Here is a 20,271-nt window from a genome sequence, read left to right on the forward strand (position 1 = left end):
GGCCTTCGCCGGGGTGACGAGGTGTTGGACACCCGCTGGCTAAACATTTGACGGACGCGTGGCGGGGGCGATATACGCCATCTCCGCTAAGGGCGGCCTCACGGGGTCGCCTTTTCTGTTTGAAAGGCCGAACCGATGACGATCACCGCCCTTATGCCAGTCTATCCCCGGAGCGGGGTCCGGCCGGTGCGCGGTGAGGGCTCCTATCTGATCGATGAGAGCGGCGCGCGGTATCTCGATTTCGCCAGTGGCATTGCGGTCAATATCCTGGGCCACGGCCACCCGCACCTGATCAAGGCGATCGCCGATCAGGCAGCGACCCTGATGCATGTGTCCAACCTGTACGGATCGCCGCAGGGTGAGGCGCTGGCGCAGCGGCTGGTCGACAACAGCTTTGCCGACACGGTGTTCTTCACCAATTCGGGCGCCGAGGCGGTGGAATGCGCGATCAAGACGGCGCGGCGTTACCACTTCGCCAACGGCCACCCTGAGCGGCAGAAACTGATCACCTTCAAAAACGCCTTTCACGGGCGCACGCTGGGCACCATAAGCGCGACCGACCAGCCCAAGATGCGCGAAGGTTTCGAACCGTTGCTGCCGGGCTTTGACTATGCCCCCTTCGACGATCTGGAGGCCGCGCGGGCGCTGGTCGACGCGCATACCGCCGGTTTCCTGGTCGAACCGATCCAGGGCGAGGGCGGCATCCGGGCTGCGTCCCCTGAGTTTTTGAAGGGGCTGCGGGAGATTTGCGACGAGCACGGCCTGATGCTGGTGCTGGACGAGGTTCAGTGCGGCGTTGCGCGCACGGGCAAGCTTTATGCGCACGAACATTACGGGATCACCCCCGACATATTGGCGACCGCCAAGGGCATCGGCGGCGGCTTCCCACTGGGAGCGTGTCTCGCAACCGAGGAAGCGGCCAAGGGCATGGTGTTCGGTACGCATGGCTCCACCTACGGCGGCAATCCGCTGGCGATGGCGGCGGGGCAGGCGGTGCTCGATGTCATCCTCGCCCCCGGCTTCATGGAGCAGGTGACCGCGACCGGCGATCGGTTGCGCGCGGCGCTGGAACAGATGATGCCCAATCACGACCAGCTGTTCGAAGGCATTCGGGGCAAAGGATTGATGCTGGGGCTGAAGCTGAAGTCAGACAGTCGGGCGTTCGTGGCGCACGTTCGCGACAATCACGGACTTTTGCTGGTGGCGGCGGGCGAGAATGTCGTCCGCGTGTTGCCGCCGCTCAACATCGAGGAACATCACATCAACGAGTTCATCGAGAAACTGTCGGCCGCGGCGGCCAGTTACGAATTGCCGGCATGACCCGCCATTTCCGGGATTTGAGCGACGCTGGCGGTGATGCCATCGCGGCGATGCTGGCCGATGCCATCGATCGGAAGGCTGCGCGTCTGGGCTGGGCAAAGGGCCGGGTCGACAGCGATGCTCCGTTGGCCGGCCACACGCTGGCAATGATCTTCGAAAAGAGCTCGACGCGGACGCGAGTCAGCTTCGACATGGCAATTCGCCAGTTGGGGGGAACCGCCCTCATCCTCGAATCGGGGACGACGCAGCTTGGGCGAGGTGAATCGGTTGCCGATACTGCGCGCGTCCTGTCGCGCTATGTCGATGCGATCATGCTGCGGACCGGCGACGCAACGAAGCTGGCCGAGTTGGCCGATTATGCGGTGGTCCCGGTCATCAACGGTCTGACCGATTCATCGCACCCCTGCCAGATCATCGCCGACCTGCTGACGGTGATCGAGAGCGGCAAGGCTCTTCCCGGTAGCAAGTGGGCGTGGCTGGGTGATGGCAATAACGTGCTTCATTCGATCGTCGAAGCTGCTGGTTTGATGAAGTTCGACGTCTGCATCGGCTGTCCCGAAGGCTATGATCCTGACGATTCGTATATCGCGGTGGCACAGGCGCATGGCGCATCGATCGATATCGTGCGCGACGCCGCCGAGGCCGTCCGCGAGGCCGATATCGTCGTTTCTGATACCTGGATCTCAATGGGACAGGAGCATGCCGACGAGAAGCTGGCGGCGATGATGCCGTATCAGGTGACGGCGGACCTGATGGCGCTGGCAAAACCCGACGCGATCTTCCTCCATTGCCTGCCTGCGCACCGCGGCGAGGAGGTGACGGCAGACGTCATCGACGGCCCCCAGTCGCGGATCTGGGACGAGGCTGAAAATCGCGTGCACGCGCAGAAATCGATCCTGCTCTGGGCATTTGGCCTGCTCGGTTGAGTTTTTCGCGGGCCTTCCCATTTAAAGACGCATGACCGACAATTTGGATATCGACCGCTCGCTGGGCTTTACCATCGCGGCCCGCAACGCGCGCGGGCGACTGGTGCGCCTTGGCCCGGTGCTCGAAACGATCATTGCCGCGCATGCCTATCCCCCGGTGATTGAAAAGCTGCTGGCCGAGGCATTGGTGCTGACAGCGCTGCTGGGTGCAACGCTGAAAGACGACAGCGGCCAGATGACCTTGCAAGCGCAGACCGAGGGTGGGCCGATCGACCTATTGGTGTGCGACTATCGGGGCGGCGAACTGCGCGGCTACATCAAGTTCGACGAGGAACGGCTGGCCGAAATGCCCGCCAATCCGACGCTATTCGCGCTGTTCGGCAAGGGGTATCTGGCAATCACCTTTGATCAGGTCGCAACCGGGGAACGCTATCAGGGCATCGTCCCGCTGGAAGGTGCGACCCTGTCCGATGCGGCCGAAAGTTACTTCGCGCAGTCCGAACAAATCCCCAGCCTGATCCGTATCGGGGTCGTCCGTGACGACCATGGCCGCGTTGCTGGTGGGCTGATGTTGCAGCACCTGGCCGAAGGCGAGGACGGACGCGACCGCATCCACACGCGGCTGGACCATCCCGAGTGGGAGCACGTCGCCATCCTCGGCGGGACGATCAAGACCCAGGAACTGGCGCAGCGCGACCTGCCGCTCGAGACGATCGTCTGGCGCCTGTTCAATGAGGAGACCGAGGTGCGCCTGCTCGGTGGGGCATCGCTGACAAGGGGTTGTCGCTGCGACGTGGTTCATATTCGCGAAGTGCTCTCGCGCTTTCCCGCCGAGGAGCGGGCGACGATGGCTGACGATACCGGCAGGATCGGTGTCGATTGCGCGTTTTGTTCTCGAATTTTTGCAATTCCCGTCGCAGAACTTGAAAACGGTGACGTAACGACCAAATAAGGCTTATAGGCTGATTTGTTATCCAAACAGTGGGTAACGGGTGTCCGGGATACGTATTCCGCCGCAACGACGGCTTGGTTTTTCAAACGAGCTTTGCGCAGATGACACCAGTTTATAAATTCCTGATCGCGACGGCTGCGGTCTTTCTTGCAACGGCAGCAGAGACCCCGCTGTCCGCACTGGCGCAGATCGAGCCGGGGCAGTGGACGCTGACGGCCCCGGGGACGCGACCCCGTTCGATCTGCCTTGCCGACGCGCGCGTGCTTCTCCAACTTCAGCACACCGGAGTTGCCTGCAGTCGCTACGTCATCGCCAACGACCGGGCCTCCACAATCGTCCATTATACGTGTCCGGGCGCGGGGCACGGGCGCACCGAGGTGACGGTCGAGACTTCGCGCCTCATCCAGATCGAATCGCAAGGCATCGCCAACAACGCGCCGTTCCAATGGGCAATGGAGGCGCGGCGCAGCGGTTCGTGCACATCGGCAGCGTTACGGTAACCCGGCGTTAACCATTCGTGTCGTAGTACGATTATCAGCGCTGCTTCTTCATTGGTGCGCTTCCTCCCTAGAGACCGAAAGGTCTAACTGGCCGCCCGTGAACCGGGCGGCCTTCTTTTTGTTAGCCTTTCGAAGTTGCGTCGCCGGGTCTGCGAGTTTAGCCGCGTGACCCCATGACCATGAAAATTGCAAAACCCGGCGCGGCGATGGTCGTGCTGATCTCTGGCGGACTTGATTCGATGGTGACGGGCGGTCTTGCGCGAGAGGCAGGCTACCGGCTGTTTGCGCTGACCATCGACTATAACCAGCGTCACCGTATCGAACTGGAGGCGGCCGGGCGCGTCGCGGCGATGCTCGGAACCGAACGTCATGTCGTGCTGCCGCTCGACCTTTCGCAATTCGGCGGGTCGTCGCTGACCGATCCGGCGATCGCCGTCCATAAGACCGGCGTCGCACCGGGCATCCCCGCCACCTATGTCCCGGCGCGCAACACGATTTTCCTTTCGGTGGCGTTGGGCTGGGCAGAGGCGGTCGGCGCGCATGACCTTGGCATCGGCATCAATGCGCTCGATTATTCGGGCTATCCCGATTGCCGCCCGGAATTCATTACCGCATTCGAGGCGATGGCGCGCCGCGCGACCAAGGCGGGCGTCGAGGGGCAGGACTTCACTGTCCACGCCCCGCTTGCCGCGATGAGCAAAGCCGACATTGCGCGTGAGGCGGCGCGCCTCGGCCTCGATGCCGGGCAAAGCTGGTCATGCTACGATCCGCTGCCGAACGAACGACCCTGCGAGCGTTGTGATTCATGTCGGCTGCGCGCCAAGGGCTTTGCCGAGGCCGGGCTAGTCGATCCGCTGCTCGCATGAGCTATGCGGTGAAAGAAATGTTCCTGACTTTGCAGGGGGAGGGCATCCACGCCGGGCGACGCGCCGTGTTCGTGCGCTTTGCCGGGTGTAATTTATGGACGGGGCGCGAAGCGGACCGTGCAGGGGCGGTTTGCCAGTTCTGCGACACCGATTTCGTCGGTACCGATGGCGCGGGCGGGGGCAAGTTCGACGATGCCGCCGCAGTGGCCGCCGCCGCCGCCGCGTTCTGGGGGCCGGGAACGGCGTTGCGCTACGTCGTCCTGACCGGCGGCGAACCCATGTTGCAGATCGACGCGGCGTTGATCAACGCGCTCCATGCGCGCGGGTTCGAGATCGGGGTTGAGAGTAACGGTACGATCCCCGCCGTGGCCGGGATCGATTGGCTGTGCATCAGTCCGAAGGCCGGAAGCACCGTCGTCCAGCGCGCGGGGAATGAACTGAAACTGGTCTGGCCCCAGCCGGGCAGCGACATCGATGCGATGCTGGGGTGGTCGTTCGACCATTTCCTGATCCAGCCGATGGACTGCGATGACCGCGCGGCCGCGCGCGAGTCCGCCATCGCCCTCGTCATGGAGCATCCGCAATGGCGCCTGACGCTGCAGGCGCACAAGACGCTCGGGCTGCGCTAGCCCGCTGTGTAGGGGCAGTTTTTGTAGCGGTTGCCGTTCCAGCATTTCTTGCCGAGATCGGGATAGCTGACCGGTATTTTCGCACCGAAGCGGAACAACTGCTCACCCTGCGGGACCAGGCTGTTGCGCAATTCGCGCAGCCGTTCGACCGCTACGGTGTGGAACGATCCGCGTGGTGCGAACAGCGTAGCGCGTGCGATGTTCGAGGCCGCCTGACAAAAGCCATATTGAGCACGAACCGTCGAGAAGCTGGTATAGTTCTTGGTGCCGTAGCGGTCGAGCGCATCCTGCGCGGCTTTCTTGTTCTTGCCACCATTGCGAACGAAATAGCTGGTCAGGGTCGTGAAGATTTTCGCAAGTTCGTCGCGGTGGTTGACCAGGATGCCGTTGTAACTGTCCTGCGCCAGCAGCGTCTTGTCGAACTGGCACTGGAGCGCCATCACGTTAAGCCCGGACCGCAATTGCCACGACAGCGCCGCGCTTTCTTCCTCGGGGGTTGCGCCCGGCATGGGGATGCCAATGCCCACTTCACCCGGCGTGATCGGCGCGCCACGAAAATCGGGGGACTGCCAGAAAATCTGGGCGGTGGCTGGCTGGGCGGCGGCCAATGCCATGACCGCAATCAGAACCGGGCGAATTTTCATGGATTTATCCTTAACGCAAACACTTGGCAGGCGATACGCAGTTTGACGGGCGGGGAAAAGCCCCCCCGTGCGTGACCCGGACGGGCGCCATCAGGAACCCGGCCAAAGCACGTCGAACTGCACAAAAATAAAGGCCGCCCGGTTGCCCGGACGGCCCAAATCTGACGGATTAGCGCGATGCTAACCCATGGATTACATCGCATTACCCGCGTTGCTGGCCATCATGGCGTTATCAGCAACCATGTTGCCAGCCATCATGTTGTCGCTGGTGCCCATCGCGCCGTCGACATTGGTCATCGAGTCATTGGTCGTGCCTTCCATGGCGTCCGAAGCATTCATTTCGGTAACCATTGCGTTGGCTTCGGTGTTGGCTGGCTCGCTCTTGCCACAGGCAGAAACGGCCAAAGCAGCGGCTGCTACCATCGAAAGTGTAACGATCTTGCGCATTCAATTGCTCCCTAGATAACATGATCGGGCGGCGTTTGCCGTTAATACCCAAATCGACGTGTGCATTAGCTTTTCTTTAGGCGACCCTCAAGCAGATTGTTTGCAGCGATTTCCGCAAGAAAATCAGCGAGTCCGACCAGCAGTGCCGCATCGAATGCCGCCATCCCCGCCAGGTTCGCCAGCGCGGCGATGCTGGTCACTGGAAACTCGGCCAGTCCGCAGGGGACGATACCCCCGAAATGGGACAAATCAGGTGCGATATTGACTGAAAAGCCGTGGAGCGAGACCCATTTGCGCACGCGAATGCCGATCGCGCCGATCTTTGCCTCTTGCCCGCCGTTACTGGTCCAGATGCCGATGCGGCCCGGCGCGCGCCACGCCGTGATCCCGAGATCCCCGAGCGTGGCGATCACCCAGCCTTCGACGGCATGGACAAACCTCCGGACATCGCGCCCGCGCTTGTTGAGGTCGATCATCAGATAGGCGATTCGTTGCCCGGGGCCGTGATAAGTATAGCGCCCGCCGCGTCCCGCTGCGAACACCGGAAAGCGATCGTCGAGTAACTCGGCCGCATCGGCGCTGGTTCCCGATGTATAAAGCGGCGGGTGTTCGAGCAGCCAGATGCACTCACGCGCGTTGCCCTTCGCTATCTCTAATGCCCGCGCCTCCATCCAAGCCAGGGCTTCGGGATAGGGAACGAGCGCGCCGGACGTCCTCCATTCGATGCCGTCGCCGCCAATGATGTCATGGACGTTCATGCCGTGCGCCTTGCCACCGGTCGGCGCGCGCGGCTAGAGCGACGGCGATGGATCGCCACGGGGTAAGACGATGATTTCGATGAATGTCGTCTGGGAAGACACAGTGGCTTTCCTTCGTCGCGAAGTGGCGCTGGTGATTCCGCTGGCGCTCGCGACCAGCCTGGTGGGCGATGTCGTCAACACGCTGGTGCCGCCCGCTGCCCCCGGTGCGCAACCGAACATGCTGCTTTCGCTGCTGACTTTTGCCGGCCTGCTATGGACGATCGTCGGGCAATTGGCGATCATCGCGCTGGTGCTGCGCCCCGGCAGCAGCGTCGGCGAGGCGATCGCACTGGCGGTCCGCCGCCTGCCGACTTTGCTGGGTGCGGCGCTGCTGGTCGGGATCGGCGCAGCGCTATTGCTGACGCCCGCGCTGATCGGGTTTTACACCAGCGGAATCAATGTTGCCGACCCCGCGACCTATGCCCGGCTGCCGGGCTGGGCATCGCTTTATTTCGTCGTTTTTGCCTGCTTCGCCGTCTGGTTCAGCCTGCGCCTTAGCGTGCTGAACGCGCTGGTCGTGGACAAGCAACCGGGCATCATCACGGCGATCAGGACAGCATTTGCGATGACACGCGGCGTCATCTCTCGCCTGATACTCGCCGCGCTGGTCTATTTTATAGTGTTGATCGTGCTGACCAAGGTCGTGCAGTTCGTGCTGGGCAGTGCCTTCCAATTGTTGGGGCGCGCCATGGGTTCGCCGTTTATGGCCGATGTGTTGACTGCGCTGGCCATCGGCGTGGTGACGGCGGCGCTGTCGACGTTCGCCGCTATCTTCATCGCAATGCTCTACCGGCGGCTCAACACCGGAACCTGAGGCGCGATTTCGGCTGCCATGTGGCCGGTCAGGCGCGGGTCGGGAAAGGTTTCCAGATCGCGTTGATATGCCGTGAACCCCTGCGCACGATAGAAATTGAGCGCGGTATGATGGTCGAGCGTGCAGGTGTGGAGCCAAACCCGATCGATCCCTGCCCGCCATGCGCGCGCCAGCGCCTGTGCCATCAGCCAGCGACCATGCCCCAGGCCGCAGAGTTCCGGGATCAGCCCGAAGAACGAGATTTCGCATTCACCGCCTACGCGAAAGTCGAGTTCGAGCATGCCGACTTCGATCCCGGCACGGTCGACCACCGCCCACACCTGGACGCCGGAGTCACCGATAATCGCCTGCAGCGCGCCGTCGCTCATGATGGCGCGTGAGAACCACATCCACGGTGTACCAACGCGGGTGAACAGCGCCCGATATTTGGCAAGAGCCGGGCTTTCCCACCGTATCAGTTGCAAATGGCTGTCGGGCATCGGACGCACCGGCGGGCGCGCCGTCATCTCGAGCGAGGTTACGACCGCGGCCAGATGATCGTCGGGAACGCGGGTCAGGCTCATCCTGCCGGCACCGTCAGGCCCATGTCGCCACCGGAGGCAGGCTCATCAGGATGGCGTCGATATTGCCCCCCGTCTTCAACCCGAACGAGGTGCCACGGTCATAGACCAGATTGAATTCGGCATAACGCCCCCGCCACGCCAGCAGCGCAGCCGTGTCGGCGTCGGTGAAGGGCAAGGCCATCCGCCGCCGGACGATCCGGGGAAACGCATCGAGAAACGCCTCGCCCACCGCGCGGGTAAAGGCGAAGTTCTCTTGGAACGACCCTTCGAGATGATCGTAGAAGATGCCTCCGACCCCGCGGTGGACGCCGCGGTGCGGGATATAGAAATAATCGTCGGCCCATTTGCTGAAACGGGGATAGTCGCCGGGACCGTGGGCGTCGCACGCGGCTTTCAGGGTCGCGTGAAAGTTCTCGGTATCCTCGACGATCGGAATGGCGGGATTCAGGTCCGCGCCGCCACCGAACCAGCGCTTTCCCGTGACCAGAAAGCGACAGTTCATGTGCACGGCGGGAACGTGAGGATTGGCCATGTGCGCGACCAGGCTGATGCCGGTGGCAAAAAAACGGGGGTCCTGATCCGCGCCGTGGATCGTCTTGGCGAATTCCGGCGCAAACGCTCCGCCGACGGTCGAGACGTTGACCCCGACCTTTTCAAAGACCTGACCCCGCATCACGCCCTGGACGCCGCCGCCACCACCGGCATCGGGGTCATTGTCGCGGTTCCAGCTTATGTAATTAAAGCTGGAATCGCTGCCCGATTCGCGCTCGATCGTTTCGAATTCGGTGCAAATCCTTGTTCGCAACGCCTCGAACCAGGCCCGCGCCGCCGCCTGTTCGGTGTCGAGCATCATCATCGTGGCAAATCTCCGGTCTGGCGCAGCGCTTCGGCGACCGCGATCCCGCAGGCCACCGACAGGTTGAACGACCGCGCCTCGGGTCGGATCGCAATGCGAATCCTGGCGTCGGCAATCGCGGCGACCTCGGGTGGCACACCGGAGCCTTCATTGCCGAACAACAGGATATCATCGGGCCGGAACTCGGTTTGATGCAGTGCAACCGTGCCATGCGTGGTCAACAACATCAGCCGCCCCCGGTGTTGCGCACGGAAATCGTTCCAGTCAGAGTGACGCACCAGGTCGACGTGTTCAATATAGTCCATCCCCGCGCGTTTCAGCCGCGCGTCGGAAAACACGAATCCGCAGGGTTCGATCACATCGACGCCGACGCCGAAGCACGCCGCTAATCGCAGGATGGCCCCGACGTTTCCGGCGATCTCGGGCTGGTAAAGCGCAATTCTCATGGCCCGCGCTTAGGACAGGGGGCCCGTCCGTAACAATAGCGTCAATTTCACGTTTGCAACCACCGGGCGAACCGCTATCAGCGCGACAACCGCCAGTCTGGTGGCCGATGCCGGGGGCGCATCTCATTGCAAGGGCTTTTAACGCATGGCCGAAACGCCGGTGATCGACAGCAGCGACGCTGCCATTCTGGGTGAACCCGAACTTCGTCGTCGCGATTTCCTAAATATCGCGGCAATCAGCTTTGCCGGTGTCGGCGGAGTGGCGATCGTCGTGCCGCTCATTAACCAAATGAATCCGTCGGCCGACGTGCTGGCCGAAGCGACGGTCGAGCTCGACGTCGCAAAGATTGCCGAAGGACAGGCGATCAAGGCGATCTTTCGGAAACAGCCATTGTTCGTGCGCCACCTGACGGCCAAGGAAATTGCCGAAGCCAATGCGGTTCCGGTCGGCACGTTGCGCGATCCGCAGACGCTGGCAGAGCGGACCAAGGCCGGCAAAACACAGTGGCTGATCACCATGGGCGTCTGTACCCACCTCGGCTGCGTCCCGCTGGGCGCCGCGGAGGGCGAGCCACGCGGCGAATTTGGTGGATATTTCTGTCCCTGCCACGGGTCGACCTACGACACCGCAGCGCGCATCCGCAAAGGGCCTGCGCCAAAGAATCTTGAAGTTCCCGACTATGTCTTTCGGTCGGATACTGCCGTCGAAGTCGGAGCCAAAGTATGAGCTTTCCCTGGGCCCAGCATTACACGCCAAAGCATCCGTTCATGCGCTACATGGACGAAAAGCTGCCGTTGCCGCGCTTCGTGTACAACGCCGTCGGCGCCGGTTACCCGGTCCCACGAAATCTGAACTATTTCTGGAACTTCGGCGTGCTCGCCGGTGCGGCCCTGATGATCCAGATCGTCAGCGGCATCGTGCTGGCCATGCACTATAACGCCAGCGCGGTAGGGGCGTTCGACTCGGTCGAGCACATCATGCGCGACGTCAACGCCGGTTGGTTCCTGCGTTATGCCCATGCCAACGGCGCGTCGATGTTTTTCATCGTCGTCTATCTCCACATTTTCCGCGGGCTGTTTTACGGATCGTATAAGCCACCGCGCGAGATGATTTGGCTACTGGGCGTGGTCATCTTCCTGCTGATGATGGCGACTGCGTTCATGGGCTATGTGCTGCCGTGGGGCCAGATGAGCTTTTGGGGTGCCAAGGTCATAACCGGGCTGTTCTCGGCGATCCCGCTGGTTGGCACTACGATCCAGCAGTGGCTGCTGGGTGGTTTTGCTCCCGACGATGCCGCGCTGAACCGGTTCTTCTCGCTGCACTATTTGTTGCCGTTCGTTATCCTCGGCACGATCATCTTGCACATTTGGGCGTTGCACATCCCGGGTTCGTCGAACCCGACGGGCGTGGATGTAAAGGGACCGCAGGACACCGTCCCTTTCCATCCCTATTACACGGCGAAGGATGGTTTCGGGCTCGGCATTTTTCTGATCGTGTTCACCGGGCTGGCCTTCTTTGCGCCGAACGCGCTCGGCCATGCGGTGAACTATGTTCCGGCCAACCCGCTCTCGACGCCGTCGCACATCGTTCCCGAGTGGTATTTCTGGCCATTCTACGCGATTCTGCGCGCGTTCACGTCGGACTTCTTTTGGATCCCGGCAAAACTGCTGGGCGTGCTGGCGATGTTCGGTTCGATCCTACTGCTGTTCTTTTTGCCCTGGCTGGACACGTCGCCGGTGCGTTCGGGCCATTATCGTCCGGTCTTCAAGAAGTTCTTCTGGGTGCTGGTCGTCGATGTCCTGGTCCTCGGTTATTGCGGAGGTTCCGCGGCCGAAGAGCCCTATGTGATGATCTCACAGCTCGCGACCGCCTATTATTTCGCGCATTTCCTTATCATCCTGCCGCTGGTTTCGATGCTGGAACGGCCATTGCCGCTCCCCAATTCGATCACCGAAAGCGTGCTTCATGGTGAAGCAAGGGAAAGCGCGCCGTTTGGGGCTGGTGGCACGCTGTCGCTCGCTCCGGCCGAATAAGGAAGTATCGATGGTTCGTCCGATAGGCATTCTCGCAGGTCTCGGTATTGTTACCGCGGTACTCTGGTCACTTCTCTGGGGCGCCGTCGCCTATATCCAGTCACCGCCGATGATGAGCGCCGAACATTATGTTCAGCATAATCTGCAGCCGAAGAAGGATATTTCGTTCTCCTTCGATGGCCCGTTCGGCACCTATGATAATCGGCAGTTGCAGCGCGGCTTCCAGGTTTACAAGGAAGTCTGTTCGGCGTGTCATTCGATGAAGCTGGTGGCCTTCCGCGACCTCGAGCAGATTGGTTTCTCGAAGCCCGAGGTCAAGGCAATCGCCAAGGGCTGGGCGATAGAAACGCCAACCCCGAACCCTGACACGGGTGAAGTTTCGACGCGCAAGTCGCTGGCGTCGGATCACTTCCCGCTGCCTTTCGCGAACGACATCGCGGCGCGGGCTGCCAACAATAATGCGATTCCGCCCGACCAGTCACTGATTGCCAAGGCACGCGACGAGGGTCCGCATTACATCTATCGCCTCATCACCGGCTATTCTGCGCAGCCCGCCGAATTGTTGAAGAAATATCCCGATGTAAAGACGCCTCCCGGGCTTCACTACAATGCGTATTTCCCCAATTTGAACCTCGCAATGGCACCGCCGCTGACTGCCGATGGCCAGGTCTCCTATTCGGACGGGACCAAGGCAACCGTGCCGCAGATGGCGCAGGACGTCAGCGCGTTTCTGATGTGGGCGGCCGAACCAAAGCTCAGCAATCGTCATCGCGTGGGTTGGGCGGCATTTGTCTTCCTGCTGTTGTTCACCGGTTTGACCTATATGGCGTACCAGTCGATCTGGGCTGACAAGAAGCACAAGTCTGAATAATTTGCACCTGATGGGGGATTGATGATCGACCTGAAATCCCCCGTCGACCTGAAGTCGCTCGTTCGCACGATCCCCGACTTTCCAAAGCCCGGTATCGACTTTCGCGACATTTCCACGCTGCTGGCCGATGGCGGCGGGTTCGCGGCCGCAATCACCGCGATGGTCGAACTGGCCCGTCCGCTGGACATTGACCGTATCATCGCCATCGACGCGCGGGGTTTCCTGTTTGGTGCGCCCGTTGCGGTGGCGCTGGGTGCCGGGATCATTCCCGCGCGCAAGAAGGGCAAGCTGCCCGGCGCGACGCTCGGCGTCGACTATGCGCTGGAATATGGCACCGACCGCCTCGAACTGCACGTCGGGGCCGTCCTGCCGGGGCACCGTGCGCTCATCATTGACGATCTGATCGCGACCGGCGGCACCGCAATGGCCTGCGTATCGTTGCTCCGAGAGGCCGGGGCAGAGGTCGCGGGCGCGATCTTTGCGATCGATCTGCCCGACCTGGGAGGCGCCGATCGCATGCGCGCGGCGGGGGTCAGCGTGAACAGCCTGATGTCTTTCGGCGGGCATTGAATTTGCGCCAATTAGGCTAACAGATTAGCATGCCTAGTCCTCGGGCATCTCTTCGTGGGCGGGTCGCCGCCGGATCAGTCCGATCGAAATCGCAGTCAGCACCATGATATCGTCCTGATTGAACACCGTGGTCCTGCTGCGAAACGAACCCATGTCAGGCTTGCTCCGCGACGGTGTCTTGTCGATCACCTCGGTTTCCAGGCGTAACACGTCTCCCGGATAGACCGGCTTCAACCAGCGCAGTTCGTCAATGCCGGGCGACCCCAATCCCGCCTGCTGGATGTCCGACATGCTTTTGACCAGCATTGACATCATCATAGCGGCGGTATGCCATCCGCTTGCCGACAGCCGCCCGAAATAGGTTTTGGCGGCTTCCTCGTCGGACAAATGGAACGGCTGCGGATCGTATTTGGAGGCGAAGTCGATCACCTCCTCGCGCGTCACTTCGTAGCGCCCGAACGACGATTTGCGGCCCGGCTCGATATCCTCGAAATACAGCACGCGGAGCTTCTCCTCAGACGTTGAACCGGAACAGCATGATATCGCCGTCGAGGACAAGGTATTCCTTGCCCTCCGACCGCCATTTGCCCGCGTCCTTTGCACCGGCCTCGCCACCGAACGCGACATAGTCGTCATACGCCATGGTCTCGGCGCGTATGAAGCCTTTTTCGAAGTCGGTGTGAATGACGCCCGCTGCGTTCGGGGCCGATGCGCCCTTGTGAACCGTCCAAGCGCGCGCCTCTTTCGGGCCGACGGTGAAGAATGTGATCAGGTTCAGCAACTCATACCCAGCCCGAATTACGCGAGTCAGGCCGGTTTCGGTCAACCCGAGATCGCTCAAGAATTCGGCACGGTCCGCTGGCTCCATCGTCGAGATGTCCGCCTCAATCGCGGCGGAGATAACGACCGCTTGCGCGCCCTCGGCCTTGGCCTTTTCGAACACGCGGGCGGAGAGGGCGTTGCCCTCGGCGGCCGATCCCTCGTCCACATTGCAGACGTACAGCACCGGCTTTGCGGTGATCAATTGCGCCTGATCGAACAGCCGCCGCTCGTCCTCGTCGGCAGGCACGGTCAATCGCGCAGGCTGGCCCGCGCGCAACAGTTCAAGCGCGCGACCCAGCACGGCCGCTGCAGCCCTGGCCTCCTTGTCGCCCTGCATCCCCTTTTTCAGCAAGTTCGGCACCCGCTTTTCAAGGCTGTCGAGGTCGCTCAGCATCAACTCGGTCTCGACCGTTTCGGCATCGGCAATCGGGTCAACTTTGTTCTCAACGTGCGTGACGTCGCCACCCTCGAAACAGCGCAGGACATGGACGATGGCGTCGACCTCGCGGATGTTGCCGAGGAACTGGTTGCCGAGGCCCTCGCCTGTCGATGCACCGCGGACCAGCCCGGCGATGTCGACAAAGGCCAGCTGTGTCTCGACGATCTTGGCCGATCCGCCGATCTTGGCGATGGCATACAGCCGGTCATCGGGCACCGCGACCTGGCCGACGTTCGGTTCGATCGTGCAAAACGGATAATTAGCCGCCTGCGCCGCCGCCGTCTCCGTCAGCGCGTTGAAAAGAGTGGACTTGCCGACATTGGGCAGCCCGACGATCCCGCATTTGAAACCCATGTCCGTCCTTAACTAGCCAGCCGCATCGCGACATCGTTCATAAACCTTACGTCGTCGCCCTTCGCCAGCCATTCCGCTTCGGAGGCGACGGCCCCCAGCAGGTCCGCAAGCGGGTCTAGTTCGGCTTTCGCATAATTGCCCAGCACATAGCCCGTCACGCGGTCCTTGTGCCCCGGATGGCCGATACCGATCCGCACGCGGCGGAACTCGTTGCCGATATGGGCGTCGGTCGATCGCAGGCCGTTGTGGCCCGCGGTGCCGCCGCCGGTCTTCACCTTGACCTTGAACGGTGCCAGGTCGAGCTCGTCGTGCAGGATCGTCACGTCGCCAACCGCCAGCTTGTAAAAGCGCATCGCCTCGCCAACGCTGCGGCCACTCTCGTTCATGAACGTGGCGGGCTTCAGCAAGATGATCTTTTCAGCCCCGATCCGACCCTCGGCAGCCCAGCCCTGAAAGCGCACCCGCCACGGATCGAAGCGATGCACCTCCGCAATCGCGTCCGCCGCCATGAAGCCGACATTGTGCCGCTGCATGGCATAGGAAGCGCCGGGATTGCCGAGGCCGACCCACAGTTGCACCGCTGTTCCCCGATAGCCGCCGCCCCGACACGAAGCCGGGGCGGGCAGCAGACATTAGGCGGCGTTGCCGTCAGCAGCAGCCGATTCGGCAGCAGCAGCCGATTCGGCGGCCGCCGCAGCGGCTTCTTCCTCGTCATCCTTTGAAAGGAGCGCGGATGGAGCAACGATCGTTGCGATCGTGAAGTCTTCGTCGTCGATCGTCGAAGCCACGCCGTTCGGCAGCTTCACAGCTGACAGATGGATCGAATCACCAACTTCATAGCCGGTCAGGTCGATCAGGATCTGGTCGGGGATTTCGGCCGCGTCGCAGGTCAGTTCCATCTCGTGAGCGACGACGTTCAACACGCCACCACGCTTGATGCCGGGCGATGCGTCCTCATTCTCGAAATGCACGGGCACGTTGACCGTAACCTTAGCATGTTCGGAAATCCGCAGGAAATCGGCGTGCAGCGGGCGTTCTGTGACCGGATGGAACGACACGTCCTTGGGCAGCGTGCGGACGCTGGCGCCACCGACGTCGATCATCACGACCGAGTTCATGAAATGGCCGGTGTGCAACGCCTTCATCAGCGCCTTCTCTTCGAGATGCACGACGGTGGGGTCTTCGTTGTTGCCATAGATTACGGCAGGGACGCGGCCTTCACGACGCAAGGCACGGGAGGCTCCCTTGCCCGCCCGCTCGCGCGTTTCGGCCGACAGGGTCAGCTGATCGCTCATGTTTGTTCTCCAATAACCCGCTGCGCCTCCAGGGATGTCGGTCGGCGGGGAGCGGCGCGCATAGCCGCGGAGGGGCCAAAACGCAACCGTAACGGCGCTATTGCAGCCGCACCGCCTTATACCCCTTGGTCGCCAGCATCGCCTCGACCGAATTCGCGCCCGCCAGATGGCCCGCCCCGACCGCCAGGAACACCGTGCCCGGCTGCGCCATGCGCGCCGTAATCCAGCCTGCCCAGCTGGCATTGCGCCGCCGCAACAGCGCCTCGCTCAATTCGGGCGACAATTTCAGCTCGTCGTCGAACGTCAGCGCGATCCTGCCGACGTCGCCCGCACTCCACGCCGCGATCATCCGGTCGAATTCGGCCCTCGAATCGGACTGGTCGTCGGCAACACTGACCAGGAACGTCCGTTGTGCCGCCTCCGACAGGCTGTCGAAATAGCCGAGCTGTTGCGTCGGCGTTTCCAGCCCGGCGACCAGCTTGTGATCCGCCAGGAACCGCGCCGTCAGGACTTTTTCCGCACCATAATCGGCGCTTGCATTCAATTCCTGCAATCCGGCCGACGCCAGCGTCAATGCTGCCGCCCATGTCTCGAACTTGTCGAGCGCGACCAGCGGCACCCCGGCCTTCTCCACGACCTTTTGCAAGGCGGCCCGCTTGTCCGCGGGGACACGCGCCATCAGCGGGGGCAGATTGGGGCTCATCCCGAGTTTCAGCATGATGGCCCCTGTGACCGCTGGATTGGGGTCAAGCACCGTTTCCAGCATCAGCGTGTTCGACGCCCGAATCGCCTTTTCGATTTTAGGCGACTGCCACGCCAACCCTTTGGGCAGGACGTGGATCGTCCCGAACAGGTAAATCGTCGTGTCGGCATCGGACACTTTCCACAATGCGGGACGCGCCTGCGGAGGCGCGGCTGCGGTCTGGCTGCTCCGGCAGGACAGGAGGACGAGTGCCGCCAGTGCGACGAATGCGATACGCTTCATGGCCCGGTCCCCTAGCCGATTGCTTGACCCGCCGCGACCCCCAAGGCAAAGGCGCGGACAAGACTTGTTGCACCTGCGAAGGAACCCCCAGGCCGTGGCCCAACCGCTCAGCTTCCAAAAGCTGATCCTGACCCTCCATGACTATTGGGGCGCCCGCGGCTGCGTGATCCTGCAACCCTATGACATGGAGATGGGCGCGGGGACGTTTCACACCGCGACGACCTTGCGCGCGCTCGGGCCCGACCCATGGCAAGCCGCCTTCGTACAGCCGTGCCGCCGCCCGACCGATGGCCGCTATGGTGAAAACCCGAACCGGCTTGGCGCTTATTACCAGTATCAGGTCATCCTGAAGCCAAGCCCGCCCGACCTGCAGGAACTGTATCTCGGCAGTCTGGTGGCCATCGGCATCGACCCGCTGAAACACGACATCCGCTTTGTCGAGGATGACTGGGAATCGCCGACGCTGGGCGCGTGGGGCCTTGGCTGGGAAGTCTGGTGCGATGGCATGGAGGTGACGCAATTCACCTATTTCCAGCAAATGGGCGGATTCGACTGCAAACCGGTTTCGGGCGAACTGACCTATGGGCTGGAACGCCTGGCCATGTATGTCCAGAACAAGGATTCGATCTTTGATCTCGACTACAATGGCGCCGGGGTCACATACGGCGACGTCTTTGCGGAAAACGAGCGCGAGATGAGCACCTATAATTTCGAGGCAGCAAACACCGATACGCTGTTCAAGTCGTTCACCTTCGCCGCCGACGAGGCGCGCGCGATGATCGAGCGCAACCTGCCGATCCCCGCCTATGAACAGGCGATCAAGGCGAGCCATATCTTTAACACGTTGCAGGCGCGCGGAGTGATCTCGGTTGCCGAACGCGCCGCCTATATGGGGCGGGTGCGCGAGCTGGCGAAGGGCGCTTGTGCCGCCTGGATGGAAAAGAACGGGTGGGCGGCGTGAGCGACTTCCTGCTCGAACTCCGTTCCGAAGAAATCCCCGCCCGGATGCAGGTGAAGGCGGCGGACGATCTGGCGCGGCTGTTTGCCGAAGAACTGGCGAAGTCCGGGTTGAAGGCGGCGGGAATCGAAACGCTCGTCACCCCGCGCCGCCTGACCCTGATCGCGCGCGGCCTGCCCGTCGAAACGCAACCGGTCAGCGAAGAACGTAAAGGGCCACGCGCAAACGCTCCCGAACAGGCGCTTGCGGGCTTCCTCCGCTCGACGGGGCTGACGCGCGAACAGCTTGTCGAACGCGACGGCGTGTTTTTCGCGATCATCGAAAAGCCTGGCCGCCCGACCGCCGCCGTGCTGGCCGAAGCCGTGCCCGCCGTCGTCCGCGCCTTTCCTTGGCCGAAATCGATGCGCTGGGGGGCGGCGTCGCTAGCCCCTGAATCGCTGAAATGGGTGCGCCCGTTGCAGGGCATTGTTGCTTTGTTCGGAGAGGCGATCGTGCCGTTCCGGATCGACGGTATGATGAGTGGCGCGACGACGCTTGGCCACCGGTTTCACCACAGCGGCCCCATCACCATCGGTAGCGCGGACGATTATGCCGACAAACTGCGGATGTGCCACGTCATCGTCGACCATACCGAACGCATGGCCATCATCCGCGACGGTGCCACCGCTGCTGCGGTTGCCGCCGGACTGACGATGGTGCCGGACGAAGGACTGGTCGCCGAAAACGCCGGGCTGACCGAATGGCCGGTGCCGTTGCTGGGACGGTTCGACGCCGAATTCCTGACGGTGCCGCCCGAAGTGATCCAGCTGACCATGCGGACCAATCAGAAGTATTTCGCCTGCACCGATGCCGCAGGCGCGCTGGCCAATGCGTTCATTTGCACGGCCAACATCGAGGCCAGCGATGGCGGGGTCGGGATCGTTGCCGGAAACCAGAAGGTGCTTGCCGCGCGGTTGAGCGATGCGAAGTTCTTCTGGGAACAGGATCTGAAGGTTCCGTTGGAGGAACAGGCGGTGAAGCTGTCGCAGATCGTGTTTCACGAGAAGCTGGGGACGGTTGCGGACAAGGTCGACCGGGTCGCCAAACTGGCGCGCTGGCTGATCGAACAACACATCGTCCGCCTCGGGAATGCGGATGAGGAAGATATCGCGCATTTCGCCCAAATGGCCGAAACCGCCGCCCGCCTTTGCAAGGCCGATCTCGTCACCGGAATGGTTGGCGAATTCCCCGAGCTTCAGGGCGTAGTGGGCGGCTATTACGCCGCAGCACAGGGCCACGACCCGCAGGTTTCGGACGCGATCCGGGATCATTACAAGCCGGTCGGGCAGGGCGATGATGTGCCGACGGTTCCTGTGACGGTCGCGGTCAGTTTGGCGGATAAGCTGGATACGATTTTCGCGTTCTTTGGAGTGGACGAATACCCAACCGGATCACGGGATCCATTTGCACTGCGTCGCGCAGCACTTGCAATCGCAGTCATCCTCGAGCGCAACGACATTCGTTTGTCGATTGGGTTAGCACGTACTGCATTTCACAACGCGATTGCCGAGACATTGGGACGAAGGAGTGGGCTTCATGCTTTCGTCGGACGTGGACCCAAAGGGTTGCCATTCTCAGACGATGAAGGAAAGACAGTTGAAAAAGGTGTCTGGAGAATTCATAATTTTTGGCAAAAGAGCGACTTCGATTGGCCTGCAATCTTTCAGGGTGACCCCGATTGGCTCCTCATTCTGGGTTCAAAGAAGGGGAATGCGTCGTGGGATGAATATCTGACCCATTCAGTTTTTCGTTCGAGGCTTGACCCTGCCTCCCTTACAAAGGCTTTAAATTTCTTCGCCGACCGCCTAAAAGTCCAACAGCGCGAAGCCGGCATCCGCCACGACCTCATCGATGCCGTATTCGCGCTCGGTGGCGAAGACGACCTCGTCCGCCTTCTCGCTCGCGTCAAAGCGCTGCAGGCGTTCGTAACGGCCCCCGAAGGCGCGAACCTTCTTTCCGGCTATAAGCGCGCGTCAAACATCCTGAAAAAGGAAAACTGGATGCTGAACCAGGTTCAGCATGACGGCGGCACGCAGGAACCTCTGTCCTACACCCCCGAACCCGCCGAAAAGGCGCTCATCGACGCGCTCGATTCGGCGGAGCCTCTGGCGACCGCTGCCATCGCGCGCGAAGACTTCGAA

24 protein-coding genes are annotated in these 20,271 nt (G+C 61.9%); 13 read left to right on the forward strand and 11 right to left on the reverse strand.

The window, feature by feature from the left end:
- Window positions 1-135: 135 nt before the first annotated feature.
- From Q0R02_RS00130 to queE, 6 genes are all read left to right on the forward strand, one after another.
- Window positions 136-1,320, forward strand: coding sequence for an aspartate aminotransferase family protein (locus Q0R02_RS00130; RefSeq protein ID WP_293879744.1), 1,185 nt, complete (start codon window positions 136-138; stop codon window positions 1,318-1,320).
- Window positions 1,317-2,246, forward strand: a complete 930-nt coding sequence (gene argF / locus Q0R02_RS00135; protein WP_293879746.1) for an ornithine carbamoyltransferase — start codon at window positions 1,317-1,319, stop codon at window positions 2,244-2,246. Before Q0R02_RS00130 ends, argF begins: the two co-directional genes overlap by 4 nt.
- A gap of 31 nt (window positions 2,247-2,277) precedes the next feature.
- On the forward strand, window positions 2,278-3,198 hold the full coding sequence (locus Q0R02_RS00140; protein WP_293879747.1) for an Hsp33 family molecular chaperone HslO: 921 nt from the start codon (window positions 2,278-2,280) through the stop codon (window positions 3,196-3,198).
- Between the two features lie 101 nt (window positions 3,199-3,299).
- Window positions 3,300-3,698: a hypothetical protein gene (locus Q0R02_RS00145; RefSeq protein WP_293879749.1), complete on the forward strand. Its 399-nt coding sequence runs from the start codon at window positions 3,300-3,302 to the stop codon at window positions 3,696-3,698.
- A gap of 173 nt (window positions 3,699-3,871) precedes the next feature.
- The gene (gene queC / locus Q0R02_RS00150; protein ID WP_293879750.1) at window positions 3,872-4,564 is read left to right on the forward strand and encodes a 7-cyano-7-deazaguanine synthase QueC; all 693 of its coding nucleotides are present in this window, start codon (window positions 3,872-3,874) and stop codon (window positions 4,562-4,564) included.
- On the forward strand, window positions 4,561-5,193 hold the full coding sequence (gene queE, locus Q0R02_RS00155; RefSeq protein WP_293879751.1) for a 7-carboxy-7-deazaguanine synthase: 633 nt from the start codon (window positions 4,561-4,563) through the stop codon (window positions 5,191-5,193). The genes queC and queE overlap by 4 nt, the downstream gene beginning before the upstream one ends.
- Here queE and Q0R02_RS00160 read toward each other — a convergent pair.
- From Q0R02_RS00160 to lipB, 3 genes are all read right to left on the reverse strand, one after another.
- Window positions 5,190-5,837: a hypothetical protein gene (locus Q0R02_RS00160; RefSeq protein ID WP_293879752.1), complete on the reverse strand. Its 648-nt coding sequence runs from the start codon at window positions 5,835-5,837 to the stop codon at window positions 5,190-5,192. The two genes, queE and Q0R02_RS00160, sit on opposite strands and share 4 nt — an antisense overlap.
- 192 nt (window positions 5,838-6,029) lie before the next feature.
- Window positions 6,030-6,284 carry a hypothetical protein gene (locus tag Q0R02_RS00165; RefSeq protein ID WP_293879754.1) on the reverse strand — a complete coding sequence of 85 codons (255 nt, stop codon included), beginning with the start codon at window positions 6,282-6,284 and terminating at the stop codon, window positions 6,030-6,032.
- A gap of 65 nt (window positions 6,285-6,349) precedes the next feature.
- Window positions 6,350-7,042, reverse strand: coding sequence for a lipoyl(octanoyl) transferase LipB (gene lipB / locus Q0R02_RS00170; RefSeq protein WP_293879756.1), 693 nt, complete (start codon window positions 7,040-7,042; stop codon window positions 6,350-6,352).
- A gap of 70 nt (window positions 7,043-7,112) precedes the next feature.
- Between lipB and Q0R02_RS00175 the strand changes: the two genes are divergently transcribed.
- The gene (locus Q0R02_RS00175) at window positions 7,113-7,898 is read left to right on the forward strand and encodes a hypothetical protein (protein ID WP_293879757.1); all 786 of its coding nucleotides are present in this window, start codon (window positions 7,113-7,115) and stop codon (window positions 7,896-7,898) included.
- Here the strand turns inward: Q0R02_RS00175 and Q0R02_RS00180 are convergent.
- Genes Q0R02_RS00180 through Q0R02_RS00190 form a run of 3 tightly spaced genes read right to left on the reverse strand, consistent with a single transcriptional unit; the run spans window position 7,871 to window position 9,763 of the window.
- The gene (locus Q0R02_RS00180) at window positions 7,871-8,461 is read right to left on the reverse strand and encodes an N-acetyltransferase (RefSeq protein ID WP_293879759.1); all 591 of its coding nucleotides are present in this window, start codon (window positions 8,459-8,461) and stop codon (window positions 7,871-7,873) included. The two genes, Q0R02_RS00175 and Q0R02_RS00180, sit on opposite strands and share 28 nt — an antisense overlap.
- Window positions 8,462-8,474: 13 nt before the next feature.
- Window positions 8,475-9,317, reverse strand: a complete 843-nt coding sequence (gene hemF / locus Q0R02_RS00185; RefSeq protein ID WP_293879761.1) for an oxygen-dependent coproporphyrinogen oxidase — start codon at window positions 9,315-9,317, stop codon at window positions 8,475-8,477.
- Complete coding sequence (locus tag Q0R02_RS00190) at window positions 9,314-9,763, reverse strand: tRNA (cytidine(34)-2'-O)-methyltransferase (RefSeq protein ID WP_293879763.1); 450 nt, start codon at window positions 9,761-9,763, stop codon at window positions 9,314-9,316. Before Q0R02_RS00190 ends, hemF begins: the two co-directional genes overlap by 4 nt.
- 145 nt (window positions 9,764-9,908) lie before the next feature.
- On the opposite strand from Q0R02_RS00190, the gene petA reads away from it, so the two are divergent.
- From petA to Q0R02_RS00210, 4 genes are read left to right on the forward strand one after another with little or no spacing between them, the layout of a single operon-like run.
- Window positions 9,909-10,490: a ubiquinol-cytochrome c reductase iron-sulfur subunit gene (petA, locus tag Q0R02_RS00195; protein WP_293879765.1), complete on the forward strand. Its 582-nt coding sequence runs from the start codon at window positions 9,909-9,911 to the stop codon at window positions 10,488-10,490.
- Window positions 10,487-11,797: a cytochrome b N-terminal domain-containing protein gene (locus Q0R02_RS00200; protein ID WP_293879767.1), complete on the forward strand. Its 1,311-nt coding sequence runs from the start codon at window positions 10,487-10,489 to the stop codon at window positions 11,795-11,797. The genes petA and Q0R02_RS00200 overlap by 4 nt, the downstream gene beginning before the upstream one ends.
- A 10-nt stretch (window positions 11,798-11,807) precedes the next feature.
- The gene (locus tag Q0R02_RS00205; protein WP_293879769.1) at window positions 11,808-12,668 is read left to right on the forward strand and encodes a cytochrome c1; all 861 of its coding nucleotides are present in this window, start codon (window positions 11,808-11,810) and stop codon (window positions 12,666-12,668) included.
- A 21-nt stretch (window positions 12,669-12,689) separates the two neighbouring features.
- The gene (locus Q0R02_RS00210; RefSeq protein WP_293879771.1) at window positions 12,690-13,238 is read left to right on the forward strand and encodes an adenine phosphoribosyltransferase; all 549 of its coding nucleotides are present in this window, start codon (window positions 12,690-12,692) and stop codon (window positions 13,236-13,238) included.
- A 33-nt stretch (window positions 13,239-13,271) separates the two neighbouring features.
- On the opposite strand, the gene Q0R02_RS00215 is transcribed toward Q0R02_RS00210, so the two are convergent.
- The 5 genes from Q0R02_RS00215 to Q0R02_RS00235 all read right to left on the reverse strand — a co-directional run bounded on the left by Q0R02_RS00215 (window position 13,272) and on the right by Q0R02_RS00235 (window position 17,133).
- The gene (locus Q0R02_RS00215; protein WP_293879772.1) at window positions 13,272-13,739 is read right to left on the reverse strand and encodes a MaoC family dehydratase; all 468 of its coding nucleotides are present in this window, start codon (window positions 13,737-13,739) and stop codon (window positions 13,272-13,274) included.
- A gap of 13 nt (window positions 13,740-13,752) precedes the next feature.
- Window positions 13,753-14,853, reverse strand: a complete 1,101-nt coding sequence (gene ychF, locus Q0R02_RS00220) for a redox-regulated ATPase YchF (protein ID WP_293879774.1) — start codon at window positions 14,851-14,853, stop codon at window positions 13,753-13,755.
- Window positions 14,854-14,861: 8 nt separating this feature from the next.
- Complete coding sequence (gene pth / locus Q0R02_RS00225) at window positions 14,862-15,431, reverse strand: aminoacyl-tRNA hydrolase (RefSeq protein ID WP_293879776.1); 570 nt, start codon at window positions 15,429-15,431, stop codon at window positions 14,862-14,864.
- Between the two features lie 54 nt (window positions 15,432-15,485).
- A complete protein-coding gene (locus Q0R02_RS00230) occupies window positions 15,486-16,148 on the reverse strand; it encodes a 50S ribosomal protein L25/general stress protein Ctc (protein WP_293879777.1) in 663 nt (220 codons plus the stop codon).
- 97 nt (window positions 16,149-16,245) lie between these two features.
- Entirely contained in the window at window positions 16,246-17,133 is an 888-nt protein-coding gene (locus Q0R02_RS00235) for a TraB/GumN family protein (RefSeq protein ID WP_293879779.1), read from the reverse strand.
- Between the two features lie 94 nt (window positions 17,134-17,227).
- On the opposite strand from Q0R02_RS00235, the gene Q0R02_RS00240 reads away from it, so the two are divergent.
- Both Q0R02_RS00240 and glyS read left to right on the forward strand, forming a co-directional pair.
- Window positions 17,228-18,094 (forward strand): glycine--tRNA ligase subunit alpha, encoded by an 867-nt coding sequence (locus Q0R02_RS00240; protein ID WP_293879781.1) that lies wholly within the window; start codon window positions 17,228-17,230, stop codon window positions 18,092-18,094.
- On the forward strand, window positions 18,091-20,271 hold a 2,181-nt coding region (gene glyS, locus Q0R02_RS00245), incomplete at its 3' end, for a glycine--tRNA ligase subunit beta (RefSeq protein ID WP_293879783.1). The genes Q0R02_RS00240 and glyS, both read left to right, overlap by 4 nt.

Origin of the sequence: Sphingomonas sp. (assembly GCF_025353885.1) — a bacterium.
GTDB lineage: Bacteria > Pseudomonadota > Alphaproteobacteria > Sphingomonadales > Sphingomonadaceae > Sphingomonas_O.

Excerpts from the sequence above, each read along its gene's own strand:
- Q0R02_RS00165 (WP_293879754.1), bottom strand. The coding sequence starts at position 6,284 with ATGCGCAAGATCGTTACACTTTCGATGGTAGCAGCCGCTGCTTTGGCC.
- Q0R02_RS00160 (WP_293879752.1), bottom strand. The coding sequence starts at position 5,837 with ATGAAAATTCGCCCGGTTCTGATTGCGGTCATGGCATTGGCCGCCGCC.
- Q0R02_RS00130 (WP_293879744.1), top strand. The coding sequence starts at position 136 with ATGACGATCACCGCCCTTATGCCAGTCTATCCCCGGAGCGGGGTCCGG.
- ychF (WP_293879774.1), bottom strand. The coding sequence starts at position 14,853 with ATGGGTTTCAAATGCGGGATCGTCGGGCTGCCCAATGTCGGCAAGTCC.
- Q0R02_RS00140 (WP_293879747.1), top strand. The coding sequence starts at position 2,278 with ATGACCGACAATTTGGATATCGACCGCTCGCTGGGCTTTACCATCGCG.
- queE (WP_293879751.1), top strand. The coding sequence starts at position 4,561 with ATGAGCTATGCGGTGAAAGAAATGTTCCTGACTTTGCAGGGGGAGGGC.
- petA (WP_293879765.1), top strand. The coding sequence starts at position 9,909 with ATGGCCGAAACGCCGGTGATCGACAGCAGCGACGCTGCCATTCTGGGT.
- Q0R02_RS00210 (WP_293879771.1), top strand. The coding sequence starts at position 12,690 with ATGATCGACCTGAAATCCCCCGTCGACCTGAAGTCGCTCGTTCGCACG.
- Q0R02_RS00175 (WP_293879757.1), top strand. The coding sequence starts at position 7,113 with ATGATTTCGATGAATGTCGTCTGGGAAGACACAGTGGCTTTCCTTCGT.
- Q0R02_RS00235 (WP_293879779.1), bottom strand. The coding sequence starts at position 17,133 with ATGAAGCGTATCGCATTCGTCGCACTGGCGGCACTCGTCCTCCTGTCC.
- lipB (WP_293879756.1), bottom strand. The coding sequence starts at position 7,042 with ATGAACGTCCATGACATCATTGGCGGCGACGGCATCGAATGGAGGACG.
- hemF (WP_293879761.1), bottom strand. The coding sequence starts at position 9,317 with ATGATGATGCTCGACACCGAACAGGCGGCGGCGCGGGCCTGGTTCGAG.
- Q0R02_RS00205 (WP_293879769.1), top strand. The coding sequence starts at position 11,808 with ATGGTTCGTCCGATAGGCATTCTCGCAGGTCTCGGTATTGTTACCGCG.
- Q0R02_RS00230 (WP_293879777.1), bottom strand. The coding sequence starts at position 16,148 with ATGAGCGATCAGCTGACCCTGTCGGCCGAAACGCGCGAGCGGGCGGGC.
- queC (WP_293879750.1), top strand. The coding sequence starts at position 3,872 with ATGACCATGAAAATTGCAAAACCCGGCGCGGCGATGGTCGTGCTGATC.
- Q0R02_RS00180 (WP_293879759.1), bottom strand. The coding sequence starts at position 8,461 with ATGAGCCTGACCCGCGTTCCCGACGATCATCTGGCCGCGGTCGTAACC.
- argF (WP_293879746.1), top strand. The coding sequence starts at position 1,317 with ATGACCCGCCATTTCCGGGATTTGAGCGACGCTGGCGGTGATGCCATC.
- Q0R02_RS00145 (WP_293879749.1), top strand. The coding sequence starts at position 3,300 with ATGACACCAGTTTATAAATTCCTGATCGCGACGGCTGCGGTCTTTCTT.
- Q0R02_RS00200 (WP_293879767.1), top strand. The coding sequence starts at position 10,487 with ATGAGCTTTCCCTGGGCCCAGCATTACACGCCAAAGCATCCGTTCATG.
- Q0R02_RS00190 (WP_293879763.1), bottom strand. The coding sequence starts at position 9,763 with ATGAGAATTGCGCTTTACCAGCCCGAGATCGCCGGAAACGTCGGGGCC.